The 20240-nt window shown below is 67.7% G+C and carries 20 protein-coding genes; 7 read left to right on the forward strand and 13 right to left on the reverse strand.

Features of this window, described 5'->3' with window-relative positions; genetic code table 11:
* Positions 1–74: 74 nt before the first annotated feature.
* Positions 75–1352 carry a sugar ABC transporter substrate-binding protein gene (locus BLR49_RS05130; protein ID WP_092534482.1) on the reverse strand — a complete coding sequence of 426 codons (1278 nt, stop codon included), beginning with the start codon at positions 1350–1352 and terminating at the stop codon, positions 75–77.
* Between the two features lie 223 nt (positions 1353–1575).
* On the opposite strand from BLR49_RS05130, the gene BLR49_RS05135 reads away from it, so the two are divergent.
* From BLR49_RS05135 to BLR49_RS05155, 5 genes are all read left to right on the forward strand, one after another.
* Positions 1576–2631 (forward strand): LacI family DNA-binding transcriptional regulator, encoded by a 1056-nt coding sequence (locus BLR49_RS05135; RefSeq protein ID WP_092534791.1) that lies wholly within the window; start codon positions 1576–1578, stop codon positions 2629–2631.
* Between the two features lie 101 nt (positions 2632–2732).
* Positions 2733–3074, forward strand: a complete 342-nt coding sequence (locus tag BLR49_RS05140; RefSeq protein WP_092534485.1) for a hypothetical protein — start codon at positions 2733–2735, stop codon at positions 3072–3074.
* A 2-nt stretch (positions 3075–3076) separates the two neighbouring features.
* On the forward strand, positions 3077–4465 hold the full coding sequence (locus tag BLR49_RS05145) for a hypothetical protein (protein ID WP_092534488.1): 1389 nt from the start codon (positions 3077–3079) through the stop codon (positions 4463–4465).
* Positions 4462–4998 carry a hypothetical protein gene (locus tag BLR49_RS05150; protein ID WP_245690473.1) on the forward strand — a complete coding sequence of 179 codons (537 nt, stop codon included), beginning with the start codon at positions 4462–4464 and terminating at the stop codon, positions 4996–4998. Before BLR49_RS05145 ends, BLR49_RS05150 begins: the two co-directional genes overlap by 4 nt.
* Positions 4999–5222: 224 nt before the next feature.
* Positions 5223–5585: a hypothetical protein gene (locus BLR49_RS05155; RefSeq protein ID WP_092534492.1), complete on the forward strand. Its 363-nt coding sequence runs from the start codon at positions 5223–5225 to the stop codon at positions 5583–5585.
* Here BLR49_RS05155 and yicI read toward each other — a convergent pair.
* From yicI to BLR49_RS05180, 5 genes are all read right to left on the reverse strand, one after another.
* A complete protein-coding gene (yicI, locus tag BLR49_RS05160; protein ID WP_092534495.1) occupies positions 5563–7887 on the reverse strand; it encodes an alpha-xylosidase in 2325 nt (774 codons plus the stop codon). The two genes, BLR49_RS05155 and yicI, sit on opposite strands and share 23 nt — an antisense overlap.
* Positions 7888–7898: 11 nt before the next feature.
* The gene (locus tag BLR49_RS05165) at positions 7899–8831 is read right to left on the reverse strand and encodes a carbohydrate ABC transporter permease (RefSeq protein ID WP_092534498.1); all 933 of its coding nucleotides are present in this window, start codon (positions 8829–8831) and stop codon (positions 7899–7901) included.
* Between the two features lies 1 nt (position 8832).
* Positions 8833–9768 carry a carbohydrate ABC transporter permease gene (locus BLR49_RS05170; RefSeq protein ID WP_092534501.1) on the reverse strand — a complete coding sequence of 312 codons (936 nt, stop codon included), beginning with the start codon at positions 9766–9768 and terminating at the stop codon, positions 8833–8835.
* Positions 9768–11081 (reverse strand): ABC transporter substrate-binding protein, encoded by a 1314-nt coding sequence (locus tag BLR49_RS05175; RefSeq protein ID WP_092534504.1) that lies wholly within the window; start codon positions 11079–11081, stop codon positions 9768–9770. Before BLR49_RS05175 ends, BLR49_RS05170 begins: the two co-directional genes overlap by 1 nt.
* Positions 11082–11188: 107 nt before the next feature.
* Complete coding sequence (locus tag BLR49_RS05180; RefSeq protein ID WP_092534507.1) at positions 11189–12256, reverse strand: LacI family DNA-binding transcriptional regulator; 1068 nt, start codon at positions 12254–12256, stop codon at positions 11189–11191.
* A gap of 304 nt (positions 12257–12560) precedes the next feature.
* Here BLR49_RS05180 and BLR49_RS05185 point away from each other — a divergent pair, with 304 nt between their 5' ends.
* Together BLR49_RS05185 and BLR49_RS13240 are read left to right on the forward strand one after the other, a co-directional pair.
* On the forward strand, positions 12561–13517 hold the full coding sequence (locus tag BLR49_RS05185) for a sugar-binding transcriptional regulator (protein ID WP_092534512.1): 957 nt from the start codon (positions 12561–12563) through the stop codon (positions 13515–13517).
* 187 nt (positions 13518–13704) lie between these two features.
* Complete coding sequence (locus BLR49_RS13240) at positions 13705–13860, forward strand: hypothetical protein (protein ID WP_176765789.1); 156 nt, start codon at positions 13705–13707, stop codon at positions 13858–13860.
* Positions 13861–13975: 115 nt separating this feature from the next.
* On the opposite strand, the gene BLR49_RS05190 is transcribed toward BLR49_RS13240, so the two are convergent.
* The 7 genes from BLR49_RS05190 to BLR49_RS05220 all read right to left on the reverse strand — a co-directional run bounded on the left by BLR49_RS05190 (position 13976) and on the right by BLR49_RS05220 (position 19613).
* Positions 13976–14926, reverse strand: a complete 951-nt coding sequence (locus BLR49_RS05190; protein WP_425425755.1) for an AlbA family DNA-binding domain-containing protein — start codon at positions 14924–14926, stop codon at positions 13976–13978.
* A gap of 39 nt (positions 14927–14965) precedes the next feature.
* Positions 14966–15604: a dihydroxyacetone kinase subunit L gene (locus BLR49_RS05195; RefSeq protein WP_092534515.1), complete on the reverse strand. Its 639-nt coding sequence runs from the start codon at positions 15602–15604 to the stop codon at positions 14966–14968.
* A 7-nt stretch (positions 15605–15611) separates the two neighbouring features.
* Complete coding sequence (locus tag BLR49_RS05200; protein ID WP_092534517.1) at positions 15612–16619, reverse strand: dihydroxyacetone kinase subunit DhaK; 1008 nt, start codon at positions 16617–16619, stop codon at positions 15612–15614.
* A 28-nt stretch (positions 16620–16647) separates the two neighbouring features.
* Complete coding sequence (locus BLR49_RS05205; RefSeq protein ID WP_092534520.1) at positions 16648–17319, reverse strand: class II aldolase/adducin family protein; 672 nt, start codon at positions 17317–17319, stop codon at positions 16648–16650.
* Between the two features lie 81 nt (positions 17320–17400).
* Positions 17401–18783, reverse strand: a complete 1383-nt coding sequence (locus BLR49_RS05210; RefSeq protein ID WP_092534523.1) for a PTS galactitol transporter subunit IIC — start codon at positions 18781–18783, stop codon at positions 17401–17403.
* 1 nt (position 18784) lies between these two features.
* On the reverse strand, positions 18785–19078 hold the full coding sequence (locus BLR49_RS05215; protein ID WP_092534526.1) for a PTS sugar transporter subunit IIB: 294 nt from the start codon (positions 19076–19078) through the stop codon (positions 18785–18787).
* Positions 19079–19139: 61 nt separating this feature from the next.
* Entirely contained in the window at positions 19140–19613 is a 474-nt protein-coding gene (locus BLR49_RS05220; RefSeq protein WP_092534529.1) for a PTS sugar transporter subunit IIA, read from the reverse strand.
* Positions 19614–20240: the final 627 nt, after the last annotated feature.

Consider the following 20240-nt stretch of genomic DNA (forward strand, 5'->3'; position numbering starts at 1 on the left):
CCTTCGGGGTGGGTTGCGGTCAGTCGAGCCGACGCGGCGGCCGGAAGCGGGGTCGCACCCGGCCGCCGCCGCCTTCAAGAGACGAAGTCCGCCTTGGCGGTCTGGAGGGCCTGCAATGGGGCGGCCTTGCCGGTCAGGGCGGACTGCATGGCGTTGTACAGGGCCTCCGCCGTCTTGGGCCAGGCCTCACCGAGCTTGGCGGTGCGGGAGCGCCCGTTGTTGACGGCGGTGACCAGGGGCTCCATGTCCGGCAGCTCGGCGAGGTAGTCGGCGTCGCCCTCCTCGCGGGTGGGGATGGTGAAGCGGGTGGTGTTGAGTTCCAGGATCGACTCCTTGCCCAGCAGTACCGACAGCAGCTCGGCGGCCTTCTTCTGGCGCGCCTCGTCGCCAGTGGCCGGCACTGTCCACAGCTCGCCGCCGAGGGGAGACACGCCGGTCGCCCCCGCCTTGGGCACCGGGATCTCGGCCACGCCCCAGTTGATGCCGGAGTCGTTGAAGGTGTTGGTCATCCACGGGCCGTTGACGATCATGGCCGCCTTGCCGGAGGTGAACTGGTCGCCCAGGTCCCCCTGACCCCAGTTGACGACGGACTGGGAGGCCGAGCCCTCATTCACCAGGTCCACCAGCAGCTGGAGAGCGCTGGCCGCCTCCGGGCTGGCGATGTCGGTCTCGTCCGCGCCCGCGGACCAGAAGAAGGGCAGGAACTGCCAGGAGCCCTCGTAGGAGGCCTTGGCGCAGAAGGCGACCCCGTATGCACCGTCCTTGGTCAGGGTCTTGGCGGTGGCCTTCAGCTCGTCCCAGGTGGTGGGCACGGCGACGCCGGCGGCGTTCAGGAGGTCCTTGTTGTAGTACAGGCCGAGGGTGTTGGCGCACGGGCCCATGCCGTAGAGCTCGCCGTCGTAGGTGCCCGCGCCGACGAATCCGTCGATGAAGCCGTCGGAGGTGATGCCGAAGGTGCTCAGCGGCGCCAGCGCACCCGTCGCCGCGATCTGCTGCAAGTCGGGATTGTCTAGCATGAGCAGGTCGGGCAGAGTGCGCGAGGAGCTCATCTGCAGCACCTTCTGGATCAGGCCGGTGCCGGAGACGGCCTCGCGCTCAATGGTGACGCCGACCTGCTCGGCAGCGGCCTCCAGCGCCTTCTGGAAGATCTGGTTGTCCGGCTCGTCGGCGTAGTAGTCGAGCACCTTCAAGGAGGTGACCTCTCCGCCCTTGCCGGCCGCGCCGCCCCGGCCGCAGGCGGCAAGCGGAAGCGCGGCGGCGGCCAGCGCGGCGCCCTGCAGCACACGGCGACGGTTGACGATACGGCTCCCAGCGGGGTGCGGCCCCGCGGTGTTCCGGGTGTTGATGAACATGTCGACTCCGTTCCCCGGGGCGACACCGAGCTTGTCGATACGTATGCGCAAACGTATGCGCAACTGTTAGATTTGCTCGGTGTCGTCCTGCGGTGTTGTGAGAAAGACTTGACGAAGCGTCTTCGCTCCGCCTCGGGCGAGAAATGTATCATCGTGAACCGAACCTGGCAAGCGCGTGCGCGAGCACGACCTGCCCGTCGGCCCCCAATCGAGAGTGCCCACCATGCAGTCCTCACCCACAAGTCGCGACGTCGCGCTCGCCGCGGGAGTCTCCCAGTCCACGGTCTCCTATGTATTGAGCGGCAAGCGGTTCGTCGCGCCGGATACGCGTGCGCGCGTGCGCGCGGCTATGGACGAGCTCGGGTATCGCCCGCATGCGAGCGCCAGGGCACTGAAGAGCAGCCAGAGCAGAATCCTGGGCCTGCTGGTGCCCTACCACGAGCGCACCGACACCCCCGGACAGTATCGCTACATCGTCTCCCTGGCCGCCGCATGCCGACGTCGCGGCTACGACCTGCTGGTCATCAGCGGCGAGGAGGGCGTGGAGGGCATGCGCCGCCTGGTCGGCTCGGCGCTGTGCGACGGCATCCTGGTGATGGATGTCCTCGACGACGACGCCCGGGTCGACGCCGCCCAGGACCTGCACCTGCCCTCGGTCTTCATCGGCCTGAGCCATAACGCCGAGGCGGTGGTGGCCACCGACACCGACTTCGAGGCCATCGGGGCCGGCTGCGCGCAGAGGATTCATGATGCCGGTCATCGGCGCGCCCTGGTCGTCAATCCGGCGTCCGAGCACGTCACCCCCATGGGTTTCATCCGGCGCTTCGACCGTGCGCTTGAGAGCCGGGCCGAGGAACTGGGCCTGGCTCTGGACTCGATCGCCGTCCCCCGGGGTTTCATGCCGACACACGCGGCCCTGTGCGACTACCTGGCCCGTCCCGACCACGCCGATGCCTTCATCGTTGCGCCGTCCACCTCGATCGACGATGTAATCAATGCGCTGCTGACCGAAGGGCTCGGGCCCGGGTCCGAGGTCTCGGTCATCGGTGCCGGGGGCTCGGGGGACTCCTCCCACACCAACGTTGACTACGCGTGCTACGACTCTGACGTTCCCAGGGTGGCCGATACGGCCGTCGGTCTGCTGGTGGATCAATTGGAAGGCGCGCTCCCCCTGGCCGGGAGGGAGCCGGAGCGCATCGCCCCTGTCTTTCATGAGGGGGTTTCCCTGCGCAGCCTCACCGCAACCCACGACACAAACGTAACGAGCTTTACAAGGTGAGGTCACGGACATAGCTTGACCGGCGTCGGCGAGCCCCGAGGAACCGCCCCGGGTCCGCCTCGGCACAGTGCAAGGTTCAGATCGCAGGGGGTACATGAACGATGCCGGACGGTTTCATTCATATCGTTGCGGGCGATCTGGAACTGCTGTCCGCCCGGGCGGAAACGCTGGAAGACGACTTGCGAGGCCTGGATGTCGACGGCGCCCTCGCCCGCGTCGGGGCGGCGATGCCGGGCTCGCTCAGTTCCGGCGCGGCAGCTGCGGCCACTGCCGTACTCAGGGACTTGACCGACGCTCTGGGCAGCCGGTACACCGCCATTGGCTCGGGCACCGCCGACTTGGCGGCCGCCCACCGCAGCAATGATGAGGCCATGGCCGACTTGACGCCCAGGGCCGCCTCCGGTTCAGCCTTGCAGTGGGCGATTGAGAAGGGACTGGCCTGACCATGGCAACATGGGCAGAGATCCGCGCCTGGAGTCCCGACGGCCTGGCCGAGACCACGGATTCGCTCCTAACCATGAGCAGCCGACTGTTGTCTCTGCATGGGGACGCGGAGTTGGCACTTACGCAGGTGGCCTCCCAGTCTCAGGGCGTGAATGCGATCCGTGCGGAACTGCGGTCCAGTGTCGCCGAGCACGGCGAAGCCCCCGAACGAGTCGGCTCGCTTCACGCCGCCTCCTACGAGGGATTGCTGGCGGTGCGCCGTAAGGTGCTGGAGTGCCAGGACTACGCCGATTCCAACCCCCACCTGTCCTTGGCGGCGGACGGCACGGTCACCGCCATTCTTCCGACCTCCAGTAACACCAAGGGCGCCGCCGCAACAGCTGCCACCAGTGCTTCCGCCGCCGGGGCGAACGCGGATGCGAAACTCATCCAGTCCCAGGCCGATGAGTTGGCCGCGATGGTAGCCGCTACTGTCACCCTGGCGAACCAGGTCGACGCCGACTACGCCCATGCGCTCAAGTCAGCCACGCCGAATCCGCAACCAGGGCCCTCACCTACACCCGACCCCAATCCGAATCCGCGCACAAATCCGTCCCACCGGGGAGGCGACTCAGCCACCCGGAGTTCCCGCTCCGGACGCGTGGTGCCCAGGGACAGCGTGCCGAGTGGGCAGGGAAACTCGGACGGCAGCACCAGTAAAACAGGCCTGGGCGATCCAGTACCCGGTGAACACGCCGACATGCCGGGCGTAGACCCATGGCAGTATCCGGGCGATACTCCGGAGGAGGGATCCGGTCCGCACGGGCAACGCGAGCCCACCTTACGAGATCACCTAGTCCATGAGGCGGCTACTGTTGCCGCGCGCGCACTCGAGGATACATGGCCGGATGCCGCGGCGAATCTCAACCACTATCTGGACAACACCGGAACGCCGCAATACATCAACGTCGACGGCATGCTAAACGACTTGTCCAGCTTGGATGAGAGCTCACAGATCGAGGTCAGTCGGGCGGTCAACGCGGCAGTAGACGACTACAAAGCCTCCGGGGCGACAGGTCCGATGACCTACCCTTTCAACACCGATTGGACGTCTGGCTACGCTCAAAAAAGCGAGAGCGAGAACTGGTTTTATGAGACGGGCGGCTACCATTACTGCACAGAAGGCACCGTAACCGTATACCCGCCAACCGACTCCAACTCAGACTACACTTACTCTTACGACTACCGGGTACATGTGGCCGATCGATACAACTGGGACTACAATAAAGAGACGCCAATCGGCCCGGCAACTATCACCGATGCAGAGATGCAAAAACTACATCAGGCCGGCATAGCACAGGAGTACGATCTGGTCGGTAAATCATCAGTGCAGCACGGGACGGGACCATGATCAACGCAGCGAAATCACGGGCTACGCTCGGCGTCCTTCTCGCAGGCGCGCTGGTGCTGTCGGCCTGTGGAGCAGTACCGGGCTCGCGCGACGCCACACCCACCCAGTCGACCAACACCCAGGAGGCCACCATGACCGTCACCCAGCAGGAGGGCGCTCCCTACCCGGCGGATATGGACCACCTGGATGACATCCTGTCCATCGGCCAGGGACACGAGCTACCCGAGAACGCCGAAGTCCTCTCGGTCTCCCCCGCCGTGAACTTCGCCGAAAACTACCCCGGAGGCTGGGGCTACATCATCGCCTTCACCGCCCAAGACCAGGCCATCCGCAACTACGTTTCAAACCAGACAGGCCATCCCGGCGAATACATATCTGGCCCAAATGCGAGTCAAAATAGGGACGGTTTAGAGGACGTCGACCTGAGCGTAATTTCAGACCCCTGGGATTTAGGCTTCGGCGGTGATGCCATGCTACTGCTCGAACGTCCCCTGGGACGCGGGTGGCTGATCATTCGCGGCGCGCCGCGCTGATGCTCATGGCCTCGTTCCCTTTCCCGACCGGCGCTCACATGCCGTGCGCGAGACGGCAGCATGGTCTTCACAGGCCGGCAGCATGCGCACTGATCGGCGCGCTGGCGTTGTCGGCCTGCAGCGCAGCATCAAGCTCACGCACCACCCCACCCGCCCAGTCAGCCGCTACCCAGGAGGCCACCGCGACCGTCACCCAGCAGGAGGGCGCCCCCTACCCGGCGGACATGGACCACCTGGATGACATCTTGACCATCGGCCAGGGACACGAGCTACCCGAGAACGCCGAAGTACTCTCGGTCTCCCCAGCCGTTAACTTCGCCACCAACTTCCCTGGAGGCTGGGGCTACATCATCGCCTTCACCGCCCAAGACCAAGACATCCGCAACTACGTCACCAACAACACCGAAGGCTTAGGCGACATTATCGAGAATTATCCGACAACTTCCCCGGACAGCGGCGGCCTAGAGGACATCGACCTCAGCAACATCAGCAACCCTTGGCGAATCAGTTTTGCCGGCGACGCGGTACTGCTGCTTGAACGCCCCCTGGGGCGTGGCTGGCTCATTATCCGCGGGGCGCCGCGCTGACTCTGCTCGGTGTCACGCTCCCTGTCAGCTCCAGCGTCACGGTCGAATCGTCGTCAGCCCATACGCTCCGCCCATCCGCCTCCAGCGCCCACGACCCGCGAGCGCCGTCGGCCCGCGCGGTGATCACGCCGTCGTGGCGGGCGACGTGGAAGGTGACCGCCGCGCAGCCGTCGTGCGCGGGCACCAGCACCTCCCGCTCGTCGCCGTCGACCAGGCCGAAGCAGCGCAGCGTCAGGTCCGCCGCCCAGTCTTCCTCCGGGCGGTCCACCCTCCCCGTCACAGGCAGCACGCTGCCCTGCCGCACATACAGGGGCAGGGTGTCCAGGTCGTGGCGCTCACGCACCCACCGCGGCCCCTCCACCGTCGTCCCGTCCCACCAGGACGTCCAGGTCCCCTCGGGCAGGTAGACCTCCGCGGCGCCGTCGGCGTCCATTACGGGCGCCACCAGCAGGGCGTCTCCGAGCATGTACTGGGTGTCGACGTCGCGCGCACCGGGGTCGTCGGGGAACTCCAGGAACATGGGCCGCATCATGGGCACGCCTGTGGCCTGGGCCTGCGCCGCCAGCCGGTACAGGTAGGGCATGAGCGACAGCCGCAGGCGGATGAACCGGCGGGCGATGTCCACCGCCTCCTCGTCGAAGGCCCAGGGCACGCGCACCGAGTTCGAGCCGTGCAGGCGGGCATGGGATGACAGCAGCCCGAAGGCCAGCCAGCGCTTGAACACACCCGGGTCCGGGGTGCCCTCGAAGCCGCCGATGTCGTGGCTCCAGTAGGCGAAGCCGGAGGAGCACAGGGACAGGCCGCCGCGCAGGGTCTCCCCCATGGAGGCGTAGGTGGACTCGTTGTCCCCGCCCCAGTGCACGGGGAACTGCTGCCCGCCCGCCGTGGCCGAGCGGGCGAACAGGACCGCCTCCCCCTCGCCGCGCTGCTCGCGCAGCAGCTCGAAGACCGTGCGGTTGTAAAGCTGGGTGTAGTAGTTGTGCATCTTCTCCGGGTCCGAGCCGTCGTGCCAGGCGATGCCCCGCACCGGGATCCGCTCCCCGAAGTCGGTCTTGAAGCAGTCCACGCCCATGTCCAGCAGCGCCTGGAGCTTCCCGCGGTACCAGGCGACGGCGTCGGGGTTGGTGAAGTCGACCAGGGCCATGCCCGCCTGCCACAGGTCGGTCTGCCACACGTCGCCGGCGGTGGTGCGCACCAGGTAGCCGCGGGAGGCGCCCTCCGCGAACAGTGCCGAGCGCTGGGCGATGTAGGGGTTGATCCACACGCATACGCGCAGGCCGCGGGCCATGATGCGCTCCAGCATGCCCGCCGGGTCGGGGAAGGTGGCGGGATCCCACACGAAGTCGCACCAGTGGAAGCCTCGCATCCAGAAGGTGTCGAAGTGGAACACACTCAGCGGCAGGTCCCGCCGCTCCATCCCGTCTATGAATGACATGACGGTCTGCTCGTCGTAGTCGGTGGTGAAGGAGGTGGTCAGCCACAGTCCGAAGGACCAGGTGGGCACCAGCGGGGCGCGGCCGGTCAGCGCCGTGTAGCGCCGCAGCACGTCCTTAGGCGTGGGGCCGTCGATCACGTAGTAGGTCAGCCGCTCGCCCTCCACGGAGAACTGGACCCGGGTGGTCACCTCGCTGCCGACCTCGAAGGACACCCCGCCCGCCTCGGCGACGAACACGCCGTAGCCGGCGCTGGTGAGGTAAAAGGGAATGTTCTTGTAGGCCTGCTCGGAGGCGGTGCCGCCGTCCTCGTTCCAGATGTCCACGCTCTGGCCGTTCTTGGTGAAGGCGCCGAAGCGCTCCCCCAGCCCGTAGACCCGCTCCCCCGGTCGCAGGGAGAGCTGCTCGCGCATGTAGCTGGTTCCGTCCGGCCCGACGACGTGGGCGACGGCGCGCGGCAGGCTCGCCGTGAGCGGCCGACCGGCGGAGCTGAACTCGGCTGTCCAGTCCTCCCCCTCGCGCAGGGTCACGGCCAGCGCTCCGGCCCGCAGGACGACGGCGCCCGGCGCCTGCTCCACCTCCCCCCGGTATCCCTCCGGCGTGGTGACCGCGAAATGCGGCCCGCGGTCGCGCACGCCCCGGTGGTTCACCAGCTCCACCTTGATGACGCCGTCGGCGACGGCGGTGAAGGACGCCGACAGCAGCGCCACGTTCAGGGTGTCGCCGCGGGTGGACACCGGGCGGACGGGCGCGTAGGCGCTGACGGTGCTGGCGGCGCCGGCGGCGTCGACGGACAGGTCGAGCAGGCCGCGGGCCTTCTCCACCGTGTAGCCGGGCCGGTCGAGCCAGTAGCCGTTGGAGAACTTCATGGCGGGTTCCTTTACTTGACCGCGCCGGCGGTGACGCCGCGGGTCAGGGTGCGCTGGAAGAAGAGGAAGAACAGGAAGGTCGGAATCAGCGAGACGAGGGCGCCGGCGTTTAGTGTGGGCACGTCGAGCATGCGGTCCCCCTGCAGGCTGGACAGGGCGATGGGCACCGTCTGATTGTCATTGCTGGTGAGCATCACCAGGGGAATGAAGAACTCGTTCCACGTCCAGATGAAGAAGAAGATCGCGAGCACGCTCATGGTGGGGCGGACGATCGGGTAGACCACCCGCCACAGGATCTGCCAGCGGCCGGCGCCGTCGAGCTCGGCCGCCTCCAGCAGCGCGCGCGGGAAGGTACCGAGCACGGAGGACAGCAGGTAGGTGCCGAAGGCCGACTGGATCACGGTGAAGATGATGACGATCGACCACGGGTTGTCGGTGAGCCCGACCCGCTGCGCCATGGTGAACAGGGGGTAGATCAGCCCCTCCTGCGGGAGCATGTTGGCGATCATGAACACGGCCACGATCCAGGCGCGCCCCCGCACCCTGCCCACGCCGATGGCGTAGGCGTTCAGCAGCGAGAGCAGGGTGCCGGCGACAGCCACCAGCGCCGAGGTCCAGACGGAGTTCCACAGCTTGACGGGGAAGTTGACCCGCTGCCAGAAGTAGGCCAGGCCGTCGGTGTACAGCTGCTTGGGCAGGGACAGCGGGCTGCCGCCGGAGTAGTCGGCCGGGGCCTTGAAGGCGTTGATGACCATCAGCAGGAACGGGGCGATCATGAGCAGTGCGAACACGCCGACGACGGCGAGCACGAGCCAGCGTCCCGCCCCGCGGTGGAACCGGTCCTTCCTGCGGGAGCTCGCACCCGGTTTGGGTGCCGGGGCGCGCCCGGTGGCGGCTGCCGCGGACGCGGCCGCAGGGGCTGAGCCGAGGGCGGTGTCAGGCATATCAGCGTCCCTCCTCCTCGCGGCGGGCACTGCGGTTCTGGAAGACCTGAATGACGCCGGCGATGACGATGATGACGAGCGTGAGCACGGTGGAGATGGCGGCGCCGTAGCCGACCTTCGACTTGTCGAAGAAGTTCAGGTAGGAGTAGTAGCTCGGCACCAGGGTGGAGCTCTCCGGGCCGCCGCGGGTGAGCACGTAGATGGGCGCGAAGACCTTCAGCGCCGCGATGGTGCAGGTCAGCACGATGACGAAGGTCTCCGGCCGGATCTGCGGCACGGTGATGGCGCGGAAGCGCGCCAGCCAGCCGGCGCCGTCGAGCTCGGCGGCCTCGTACAGCTCCGGGTCCACCCGCTGCAGCGCGGACATGAAGATGACGGTCGGGTAGCCGATCTGGATCCAGATGAGCACGAGCATGACCGAGCCCAGCGCCGTCGAGGTCGAGCCCAGCCAGTTGGGCGGACCGGCGACGCCGAGGCCGCGCAGAATCGTGTTGATCGCACCCGTCTGGGAGTTCAGGATCCAGTTCCACACAATGCCTGCCACCGAGATCGGCAGGATCTGCGGCAGGTAGTACATGGCGCGCAGCGCCGCGGCGGTGCGAGAGGAGAAGTGCTTGCCGACGTAGTCGAACAGCACGGCGGCCAGTACCAGCCCGATCAGGGTCGGGATGATGACCATGGCCACGATCATCGACAGCGAGTTGCGGAAGGAGGCCCAGAACTTGGCGTCATCCAGCAGTTGGACATAGTTGTCCAGCCCGACGAACCGCATGGGCGACATCCCGCCCTTCCAGCTGTTGAGGGAGTACCAGATGTTCAGGGCGAGCGGCACCAGGATGATCACGGTGAAGCAGATCGCGCCGGGAGCGAGGTAGGGCAGGTAGGCCAGGCTCCGCGACCGCCGCCGCGGCGCACGGTTGGCGAAGGCACGCACCATCAGTCCTCGGGAACGATGTCGGCCTTGCCCTCGTCATAGGCGGCCTGCAGATCGGCAAGCACCTCGGCGCCGCTCTTGGAGCCGTTGATGAGGGACTGCATGGCGGAGACGATCTGGTCGTAGAAGCCCGCAACCGGCCAGTCCGGGTAGAAGGCCAGTCCGTCCGCCTCATTGACCCGGGCGAAGTTCTCCGTCATGGTGCGGGTCTTGTCGTCCTCAATGGTGGAGGGATCGCCGCTCACCGGCAGCCCGCCCTTCTCACCGAGGATCGCCTGGACCTCGTCGGACAGGGTGATGTCGATGAAGTCGTAGGCGAGCTCCTTGTTCTTCGCATTGGTAGGCACCACCCACAGGTTCCCGGAGGAGCCGGGGTACAGCTCCGTGCCCGGGAAGAGGAACTGATCCCAGTTCTTGTCCGCCATGTCCCCGGCGAGCCGCCCGAACCACCAGGAGCCGGAGACGAACATGGGGTAGCTGCCGTTGATGAAGGCGGTGCCCGCGTCCTCGGCGGTCAGGCCGGCGCAGTCGGAGGCGACGTACCCCTTGCCGATCCACTCCACGAGCTTGTCGGTGCCGGCCTTGATCGGATCGGCGGCGAAGTCGACGTCGCCTTCGAACAGCTGGTAGGCGTTGACGAAGGAGCGGTCGGCGTGGGCCAGGACGAGCTGGTACCACAGCTGCCCCATGGGGTACTCCGAGCCGGCCTCCGCCAGGGGCACCTGTCCGGCGGCGACGAAGGCGTCGCACACGGCCTCGAACTCCTTCAGGGTGGTCGGCACGCTCAGCCCCTGGGCGTCGAACATGTCCCGGTTGTAGTAGACGAATACGTACTCGCCGTAGTTGGGTACCCCGTACCAGTCGCCGTCGCCCATGAGGCCGTCCTCGGTGTAGCGGGCGGTGGTCTGCAGGGAGGCGGCGAGCTTGGCATCCCAGCCGCGTTCGGTCGCCTGCTCGGTCAGCGGCTCGATGAGCCCCTGGGAGGCGAGCTGCCCGGAGGTCGAATTGCCCTTGTTGTACTCCATGATGTCCGGAACGTCATCGCCGGTCAGGACGATCTTGGCGTTCTTCTGCAGCTGTTCGAAGGTCTGGTCCTCGATTCTGACGGTGACTTCGGGATGCTGCTCCTTGAAGATCTCGACGGCGCGGGCCCAGGCCTGCCCCATGGCGGAGTCGTCCGACTCGTAGTCCCAGATGGTGAAGGTGTCGGAGCCGGCCCCGGATGAGCCGGAGGAGCCGCAGCCCGCCAGCGACGGGCCCAGCAGACCGGTGGCGGCAGCGGCGGCCAGGAGGGCGTTGAAGTTCCTGCGCTTCATGATGTGGTTCCTCTTCGTTGAGTGTCTGCACCCCCGTTGGGGAGTGGCGATGGAGCCCGGCACCGGTTGGTGCCGGAAGTTCTGGGGGTGTTCTCCGCGTGCGGTCTTCAGCCGCTCGTCTTCTCGGACGAGCTCCCGACGTCCGCCTCGCCACGCTCGGGCGCGGGGCCGAGGCTCTCGCCCTGGACCACCGCGCAGGTGACCAGTTGATGGCAATCGGCGGGGTCCAGGCGCTCGTCGAGGATCGCCAGCAGGGCGCGGGTGGCGAAGGCGCCCATGCGCTCGCCGGGAGCGTGCGTCGTCGTCAGGGCGGGTACCGTCATGGCACCGAGCGTCGGGGAGGAGACCGCGCCGACCACGGAGACGTCCCGGGGCACCCGCAGCCCCATGGCGCGCAGGCCGGCGAGCATGCCCAGCGCGGCCATGTCGTTCATAACCACTATGCCGGTGGGTGGTTCCTCCAGGGCCGCGAGCTCGCGCGCGATTGCCTGGCCCGCCTGGGGATTGGCGTCGCAGTCATAGGCGAGCGGCGCCAGCGCACGATTGCCCACCGCGCGCAGATATCCCTGCCTGCCCCTGACCGCCGGACCGTAGCCCGCCTCCGTCTGGGAGGCGGGACGCCCGATGAAGGCGATGCGGCGGTGGCCGAGGCGGTACAGCTCGCCGACGGCGTCATCGACCGTGCGCTCGAAGTCGATGTCGACGTAGGCCAGGCCGGTCGGGTCCGCGGTGCGCCCGACCATGACGAACGGCAGCCGGGCGCGCTTGAGCGCGGCGGCCCGCGGGTCCTCCACCCCGACCTCGACCAGCAGCACGCCGTCCGCCTTGCCCTGCCGCACCAGGTTGACCAGTTCGGCGCCGGCCTCGGCATCCTCCAGCGGCCAGACCGCGAGGTTGTAGCCGTTGCGGGAGGCCTCGTGCTGCGCGCCCCGGACGATCTCGAAGACGGTCTCGCCCATGGCGGTGTCGAAGCTGGGGAAGGTCATGGCGAGGGTGTGGGAGCGGCGGCTGGCCAGCCCACGGGCCATGGCATTGGGCTGGTAGTTGAGCTCCTCCATGGCTGCGCGGATGCGGCGGGCGGTCTCCGGGGCCACCGGGCGGGCGCCGGACAGGGCGTAGGAGACGGTCGAGACGGCGACGTTCGCCTTCCGGGCCACGTCCTGCATGGTTGCCATGCCCGCCTCCTTGATCTGCTCGGCGCCCCCGTGCTGCGGCGGCGCCCCGGTCCCGCCCGGACAGCACCCGGGACCGCCCGGCCGTTGTCCAGATGCCCGCGAGAATCGCTCCGAGTGCCGGAGCCTCACCGATGCGGTGGCACTCGAAGCGCTTCGTCGAAGCGCTTCGATAAGTGTGCGGCACGCCCGCCGCAAGGGTCAACGAGAGCGGCGAAAGATCGAAATTTCGACTGCCCGACCATTCCTGCCGGTGTCCGGGGCCCGCCCCCGCCGCCCACTCGGCCTACTGCCGTAGCATGCGGGCGTGGGCGAGGACAGCACACGAGGCGACGTCGAGCTACTGCTGCAGGTCGCACGGATGTACTACGAGCAGCACCTCACCCAGGCGGAGATCGCCCACCGGATCGGCTACTCCCGCCCCAGCGTCTCCCGCCTGCTCGCGCGCGCCCGGGACCAGGGGATAGTGCACATCACCATCTCCCACCCCCTGGAGCACATCCTGTCGGTGGAGAAGCGGCTGCGGGAGGCACTGCCGCTCAAGGCCGTGCGGGTCGCCGAGGTCGACGGGACGGACGTGATCGGCGCCGTCGGCCAGGCCGCCGCCGAGCTGCTGATCGCCTCGGTATCGAACGGACAGGTGGTCGCCGTCGGCAACGGGCGCTCCATCCAGGCCGCCGCCCAGCGGATTCCACAGATCCCCCGGGTCGATTGCACGATCGTGCAGCTGCTCGGCTCCATTCCTGGCGGCCTGCCCTCCTGGGGGCGTGATGCGCCGACTATCTGCACCCGCATCGCCTCCCAGCTCGGGGCGAAGGTCGCCCGCATGCCGGTGCCGCTGATCGTGGACAACCCCTCGCTGCTGCGGCCGCTCATGCGCGAGGAGAAGGTGGCCACCACCCTGGCACTGGCGGCCCGGGCGGATGTAGCCCTGGTCGGCGTGGCCGGAGTGGAGGCCCGGGGCGCGGGGAACATCCTCGCCGAGTACCTCACCCCGGATGTGCGCGAGGCGATCCGTGCCGGCGCAGCGGTCGGGCACATCCTCGACCACCACTACGACGCCGCCGGCAATCCCGTGCCCACACCACTGACGCCGCGTACGTTGGCGCTGCCGCTCGATGAGCTCAGACGCATACCGCTGGTCATCGGGGCGGCCGGCGGCGAGGACAAGGTGGAGGCGATCGTCGGGGCAGTGCGCGGCGGCATCCTCAGCGCCCTGGCCACCGACTACCAGACGGCCCTGTCGATCCTCGACTTCCTCTGAACGGTGAAGTCTCCCGCGTACAACCGGGTCGGTAAGGTCGCTCCGTAAGAGCCCCGAAACCAGTCATGCCACGGGGCGATGGATGTCATAGGCCCGTGGGATGATGGCGGCGCCTCCACGGCGCAACCCCGGATCAACGCAGAAGTCTGTGCCGGGGAGTGCGCACCGAGAGGAGGTGAGCTCGGGCATGTCGAAGAACCGTAAGCGCCGACACCGCCAGGCCAAGGCGCCCGAGGGGATGAAGAGCAGGCAAAAGGCCCAGATCTGGCGGACTGTCGTCGAAACCATTCCGCCGATGATCTGGGCCCTTGCGGCTCTGCTCAGCGTCCTGCAAGGCCGCTGAGATCAACATCCCGGATATCTCCGGAGAGTCCGGCGGTCCCACCCGCTCGGCTCCCCGCAATGGTCTCACATCGCAAGCCATCGGCGCCAGCGCACGTTCACCGGCCGCCGCCCCATTAGTCCGTTTCCGCCTGTGGAACCGCGGCGCGCTTGCGGTGGTAGAGCAGGTAGGCGCCCACGCGTGCGCGCAGGCTCGGACGCACTTCCTGCGGCCAGCGGCGGGCGACGTAGGAGACGGCGTCGTCCACCTCGAGCCTCTGCGTGGAATTACCGACCCGCACCCACAGTTCGGTGCCGCCGTTACCCTTCGGCCCCTTGAGGTAGACGGGCACCGGCGAGGGCGGAACCGTCACCCGGCACACCTCACCGGACCCGTCGGTGGCCGGAGCGAAGTCCAGGCGCGGCAGCGCGGCGGCGTTGGCCCCCAACCGTACCCGCCACAGACTGCGCAGAAAAAGCTCGAAGCGGTCGGCGTCGGGCTGGCGCAGGGTGGCGTAGTCCGGATCCAGGCCGATCAGGCGCCCATCGTCGTCCACACCCAGCAGCAAGGTGCCGCCGCGCGAGTTGAGGAAGGCGGCCACGGTCTTAGCGGCCACGGTCTCCATGGCGTCGTCCCGCCTGCCGGTATGCATGTTGACCCGAGCGGAGGACTTAAGCTCCAGGCGCTCAGACTCGCCCTGCCGGGCCACATCGGCTATCGGGTCGAGCGGCGGTTCGTGCTGGATGCGGGTGATGATCAGCGCGGTCACCCCCACTACGATCACCGCCACCATTACGGCGGCCGCGAGCATGCGCGGCGCCCACAGGTAGTCCTCGTTGAACAACCAGGCGCCGCCGGCGAACCCTGCCCACAGCCCGATCAGGGCCGTCAGAGTGGCGGTGGAGGTGGAGATATGCGCCCGTCGCCGTACCAGGTGGGAGGCGAAGCGGCCAGCCAGGTAGGCGACCAGCAGCGCTGCCGGCTGGATGAGAACGGCGAACAGCAGCACCGGGCTGCGTGGGGCCGCCGGCAGGGCCATGGCGTTGAGCGGCAGGGCGCTGATGAGACCTGTGAGCGTGACTGGCACGGCACCCCAGCGTAGAGGAACACCGGGGCACCGTGCCGTTCAGGCCGCCCAGGCGGCGAGAGCCTCGAAGATGAGGCGGCCGACGACGGAGCCGCCATCGAGCACACCGATGCTCCGGGAGGCGGAGTAGGCGGCCCGCCCATGCACGGCCTCCATCTCCCGCGTGGCCTCCGAGCCCCGGGCGGCCGCCTCGGCGGCGCGTGCCAGCAGCTCGCCCAGGGGAAACTCTCCCCGGACCACGGCACCGGCGCCCTCCGCCAGCGCCGTCACCCCAGGCACGAGCGCGTCCAGGATGGTCTTCTCCCCCGGCTTGGACTCGGCCTTGCCCATGATGGCGTCCACGCCCGCCTGCAGCGCCTGCGCGGCGGCGACGGCGTCGGCCTCCGTCCTGCCGCGCAGGGAGCGGGCCATGCCCATCATTCCGAAGCTGAGGATGGTTCCCAGCGACGACGGCGCCGCACCGTTGAATGCCTTGGCCGCTCCGCGCAGCAGCTGGCCGAGGTCGGTCTGCTCCTGTGCGGCCAGGTACTCGGCCAGCGCCCTGAAGCCGTCGTCCATGGAGATGCCCAGGTCGCCGTCGCCGTTGACCTGGTCGAGGGAGACCAGGTAATCCCGGTTGGCCGCCATCAGGGCGCTGATCTGTTCGGCGATTGCCGCCAGTGATTCGCGGTCGAGCATGGCGGCCTCACTTGTTAGCGTTGGTGTAGAAGGGCGTGGAGGCGGGGGCCCGCAGCAGCTCCTTCAGCTCGGCGTCGAGCTTGAAGACGCTCACGGACAGGCCGGACATCTCCATTGAGGTGGCGAACTCGCCCACGTGCGGCATGACCACCAACACACCGCGCTCGGCCAGCAGCGCGTGCACGGAGCGGTAGACGATCAGCTGCTCCTCAAGCGGGGTGGCGCCCAGGCCGTTGACCATGACGGAGACCTCGTCCCCGGCCGCCAGCGGCATGTCGGCCGTGATGGTCTCCAGGACCAGGGCGGCGATCTCCGCCGCCGTCATCATGGGGCGCGCCTCGATACCGGCCTCCCCGTGGATGCCCATACCGACCTCGATCCGCCCCTCCTCGATATTGAAGGTCGGCTCGCCGACCTTGGGGACGATGCACGGGGAGGTGGCCACCCCCATGGTGCGGATGTTGTCCAGGGCGCGGCGGGTGACGGCGGTGACCTCGTCCAGGTTCAGCATCCGCTCCGCGGCCGCGCCGGCGATCTTGAAGGCGTAGATCAGTCCGGCCACGCCCCGCCGCTTTTCGGAGCGCTCCTTCGGGGAGCTGGCCACGTCGTCGCGGCCCAGCAGCTGGCGGGTCTCGATGTCGTCGAACTCGACGTCCTCGCAGGCCATGCGGAAGTTGAACACGTCGCCGTTGTAGTTGCCGTACAGGCACAGCACGCCGGCGCCGCGGTCGCAGGCGCGGATCATGTCGGCCATCTTCTCGGCGGCCGGGGAGGCGAACACCTCGCCGACGGCGCAGCCGTCCAGCATGCCCTGGCCAACGTAGCCGAGGAACAGGGGCAGGTGCCCGCTGCCGCCGGCGGTGACGACGCCGACCTTGCCCTGCGCCGCCGGGTAGCGCGAGACGAGTACCCGCGGGTCGCCGTCGAGCAGGCCCACGCGGTCGCCGTAGGCCGCCTGGATACCCTCCATGGTGTCGCGGACGAAGGTGTCGGGGGTGTTGAGTATCTTCTTCATTGCTTGTCTCCTTGAGGTTGCCCGGCGTTCAGGACTTCGCCGCGAAGGTGATCTCGGAGGGGTAGGCCCACTTCTGGAGCTCCTCGGTGGCGAAGGACTCGGGCTCGACGCCGCCGCTGGCCGCTAGCGCGTGGTGGTACAACTCGGCCAACTCCTCGATGTAGGCGGCCTTGAGGTAGGCCTCGTAGAGGTTGCGGGAGTCGACGGCGACGGCACCGTGCTTCTCCAGCAGCACGCAGTCGGACTCGCGCACCGCTCGGCGCACCGATGCGGCCAGTTCGGGGGTGCCGGGGCGGCCGTAGGGGGCCACGGGGATGCGCGCCCGGGTGAGTCCCAGGTTGGCGACCTCGTAGACGATGGCTGGGATCGGCTTGTTCAGCAGCGCGAAGGAGGTGGCGTAGGCGGAGTGGGTGTGCACGATCGCGACCACCTCGGGGCGCTCCTTGTAGACCTCCAGGTGCATGAGCACCTCACTGGTGGGCCGCAGCCCCGATTCGTTCTCGACCACGCGGGCGTCCAGGTCCATGACGACGACGTCGCGCGGGGTCATCAGGTCCCTATCCAGGCTGGTGGGGGAGGCGACCAGCAGGCCGGTGTCGGCGTCGCGGATGGAGAAGTTGCCGGACTTGTGCTTGCACAGGCCGTCGTGCTGGGCCCGCTTGGCGATCTCGCACAATTCCTTCTTCAGGGTTTCAAGCATGGGTGTCTCCTAACTGGGTGGGGTTCTCAGGTGCTTTCTGGGCAGGCGTCGGCGTGCGACCGCCCGCCGCGCGGATGGGCGTCAGGCGGTGGTCACCGCCGCGGACTCGACGGATGCGGCGCGGGCCCGGTTGCGCTCGGCGATGAGGCTGCGGGAGTACAGGATGAAGCAGATCAGCCAGGCGACGAAGACGATCAAAGGGATGAAGTTCCCGTCCAGGAACTGCATGAGGTGGGACAGCGCGTAGGTGAAGATGGGCGCGTCGATGGAGGAGTTGGAGATCATCTGCCCGGCGGACAGCTCCACGGCCTTGGTGGAGTTGGCCAGCTCGGTCATGAAGGGGGCGAAGGCGGTGCCCACCCACAGGAACACGGGCGCGAAGATCGTGCACTGGATGAGCATCCGGATGATGTTCCCCCTACTGGCGAAGTAGGCGCCCACCGCGATGCAGATGTTGACGATGCCCGCGAAGGGGAGGATGCCGTTTCCGGGCAGGAAGAAGGCGTAGGCCAGCGTCACCGGGATCGTCCAGATGACGGCGATCCAGATCTCGTTGGAGCCGCCGAGAAAGGGCCAGTCCAGGCCCACGAACAACTGCCGGTCGTTGAAGCGCTTCTGCATGAACTCGGAGATGGCGTTGGAGATGGGTTCCAGCGCCTGCATGAAGTACTTGGAGATGACCGGGAACAGGGTCAGCGCCGTCGCCGCCTGGATGCCGAGCGTCAGGATGCCGGCCACGTCGAAGCGGGCCAGGATGCCGAACAGGATGCCGAGGATGAAGCCCAGGACGTGGTTCTCGGCGAAGATGCCCAGCCTGTCGCGCAGGTCGGCGGCGTTGAAGGACCGGTTCAGCCCGGGGATCTTGCGCAGCAGCCAGTCGATCGGATACATGGGCGCGGCCAGGAACACCATGCGGTGGGTGATGGTCACCCCCGGGATGCCGGTCATGGTCTCCACCCGGTGCTGGTGGAAGTCGGCGGCCTTGAGCTCGAAGACCACCTGGATGGCCGCGATGACGAAGGCCAGCCAGACCGCGCCGGTGATGTAGTAGACGGCGACGGCGGTGAAGATCTTGCCCCACACGTTCCACAGGTCCGCGTTGAAGGTCTCGGTCTGCTTCAGCAGGATCAGCACGATGTTGATGCCGATCACCAGCGGGAACATCAGGAATGCGTAGGGCCACGACCAGGAGATGGTGGACATGGTGGTCCACCCGCCGTCGGTGATGGGCAGGTCGACGCCGATGGTCTCCGACATGGCCTGGGCGGCCGGGGTGATTGCCTCGGTCATGTAGGTGATGAGCATGGTCATGCCGGAGAAGGCCACGCCCAGGGTGATGCCCGCGGAGAGGGCGTCCTTGACCTTCATGCGGACGATCAGTCCGGCGATGATGATGATTATGGGGACGAAGATGGCGGCCCCGAGCGATAGCAGGAAGTTGACGGAGTTCTGGAGGACCTGCATGTCATGCCCTCCCGGAGGCCTTGATCGCCTCGATGAGCTTGGCCAGCTCCTGGTCCTGCCCCATGCCGGTCAGGAAGGCGATCCCGTTGATCACCGGGACGGAGCGGGGCTTGTTCTCCCGGACGATGGTGATGTAGGCGGCGGCGTTGGTCAGGTGACGGTCGACGGACTTGAGGTCGACCGCCTGGACGTCGGCGTCCACGCGTGCCTCCTTCAGCAGCCGGCTGACCTTGCTGGCCACGGTCTGGGAGGTGGCGACGCCGCTGCCGCAGGCGACGATTACCTTCGCGGTCATGATGTGTTCTCCTTTGAATGGATGAGCGAATGGGTGAAGGGTGGGCGTGGCTGGTGCCGGGTCATGGGGCCTGGATGTCCGCCATGCCGGAAAGCACCCGGTAGTACTCGTCCGGGGTGCGCGCCCGGTCCAACTGCTCCATGAAGGCCGGATCCTGGAGGTCCTGCAGCAGGACCTGCAGGACCTCCACGTGCCCGTCCTCCTGCACGAAGCCGAGGACGAAGATGAATCGGACCGGGTGGACGACGTCGTCGTTGCCCATCTCGTGCCAGTCGATGGGAGTGGCCAGACGCACCGGCGCGATGAAGGGCTCGACTATGTGCTCCGCGTCCGAGTGCGGGATCGCCACCGCCTCCGGGGCGGTGGGCAGCGCGGTCGGGTACTTGCGCTCGCGGGCGGCCAGGGCGTCGCGGAAGGACTCCCTGATGTAGCCGTCGTGCAAGAGCTCGGCCGAGATCCGGTCGAAGAAGTCGTCCCGGTCGCGTACCTCCCAGTCGAGGCGGACCAGATCGCGCTTGAGCAGATCCAGCTGCATGTGAGCCAACCCCTTGATTCTCGTCATCGAGTACCGGAGCCCGGATGCGCTCCGGACACCCCGGAAGGTAGTGCCTAAGCCCGACGCAGAACACCCCCTCTGCAAACATCCGTTCACCGATAGGCAGGGAGCGACGTTCACAGTCCAGAGAATCAGTTGTGATTCTCATGAATACCCGCGGCCAACACACCGCAACCTGATCTATATAATGAACATCCGTTCATCGTTCATGCGGCTTTCACGGCCCGCCCCGACTCGCAAGCCCGGCACCGACGACGCGCACACTCGCCCCCGCACCGGCGGGCACGCGTGGGGCCCCGGCGATGCGGGCCGACCCCGCCGAGCAGCGCGCGCAACATCACCTACCGCCGTTTGTCTAGCCGTGATACATTTACCTTGATGCAGGACCAGCCGCGAGCGCTTCGCCGGGACACACCACCCCGGCCTCGCCTCACTCGTCGCCGCTGCCCGGGGCGCACCTTCACCACCCGGCACACACGCACCTATGTGCAGCCGGCCGTCTTGCTCGCCCGCCCCGGCAACGTAGATGATGCGTTCAGCACCTCCGGCGGGTTCACCCACCGGCCGGGCGCACACTGACTAAAGCGCCTACCGCACAGACAACCG

The sequence above is a fragment of the Actinomyces ruminicola genome (assembly GCF_900103885.1).
In the GTDB taxonomy this organism is placed as follows: Bacteria; Actinomycetota; Actinomycetes; order Actinomycetales; family Actinomycetaceae; genus Actinomyces; species Actinomyces ruminicola.

Bases quoted from the DNA above. Each gene is read 5' to 3' on its own strand.
- BLR49_RS05165 (WP_092534498.1), bottom strand. From the start codon at position 8,831: ATGCCTGACACCGCCCTCGGCTCAGCCCCTGCGGCCGCGTCCGCGGCA.
- BLR49_RS05175 (WP_092534504.1), bottom strand. From the start codon at position 11,081: ATGAAGCGCAGGAACTTCAACGCCCTCCTGGCCGCCGCTGCCGCCACC.
- BLR49_RS05210 (WP_092534523.1), bottom strand. From the start codon at position 18,783: ATGCAGGTCCTCCAGAACTCCGTCAACTTCCTGCTATCGCTCGGGGCC.
- BLR49_RS05155 (WP_092534492.1), top strand. From the start codon at position 5,223: ATGGACCACCTGGATGACATCTTGACCATCGGCCAGGGACACGAGCTA.
- BLR49_RS05180 (WP_092534507.1), bottom strand. From the start codon at position 12,256: ATGGCAACCATGCAGGACGTGGCCCGGAAGGCGAACGTCGCCGTCTCG.
- BLR49_RS05195 (WP_092534515.1), bottom strand. From the start codon at position 15,604: ATGCTCGACCGCGAATCACTGGCGGCAATCGCCGAACAGATCAGCGCC.
- BLR49_RS05140 (WP_092534485.1), top strand. From the start codon at position 2,733: ATGCCGGACGGTTTCATTCATATCGTTGCGGGCGATCTGGAACTGCTG.
- BLR49_RS05145 (WP_092534488.1), top strand. From the start codon at position 3,077: ATGGCAACATGGGCAGAGATCCGCGCCTGGAGTCCCGACGGCCTGGCC.
- BLR49_RS05205 (WP_092534520.1), bottom strand. From the start codon at position 17,319: ATGCTTGAAACCCTGAAGAAGGAATTGTGCGAGATCGCCAAGCGGGCC.
- BLR49_RS05220 (WP_092534529.1), bottom strand. From the start codon at position 19,613: ATGCAGCTGGATCTGCTCAAGCGCGATCTGGTCCGCCTCGACTGGGAG.
- BLR49_RS05135 (WP_092534791.1), top strand. From the start codon at position 1,576: ATGCAGTCCTCACCCACAAGTCGCGACGTCGCGCTCGCCGCGGGAGTC.
- BLR49_RS05150 (WP_245690473.1), top strand. From the start codon at position 4,462: ATGATCAACGCAGCGAAATCACGGGCTACGCTCGGCGTCCTTCTCGCA.
- yicI (WP_092534495.1), bottom strand. From the start codon at position 7,887: ATGAAGTTCTCCAACGGCTACTGGCTCGACCGGCCCGGCTACACGGTG.
- BLR49_RS05215 (WP_092534526.1), bottom strand. From the start codon at position 19,078: ATGACCGCGAAGGTAATCGTCGCCTGCGGCAGCGGCGTCGCCACCTCC.
- BLR49_RS13240 (WP_176765789.1), top strand. From the start codon at position 13,705: ATGTCGAAGAACCGTAAGCGCCGACACCGCCAGGCCAAGGCGCCCGAG.
- BLR49_RS05200 (WP_092534517.1), bottom strand. From the start codon at position 16,619: ATGAAGAAGATACTCAACACCCCCGACACCTTCGTCCGCGACACCATG.
- BLR49_RS05170 (WP_092534501.1), bottom strand. From the start codon at position 9,768: ATGGTGCGTGCCTTCGCCAACCGTGCGCCGCGGCGGCGGTCGCGGAGC.
- BLR49_RS05130 (WP_092534482.1), bottom strand. From the start codon at position 1,352: ATGTTCATCAACACCCGGAACACCGCGGGGCCGCACCCCGCTGGGAGC.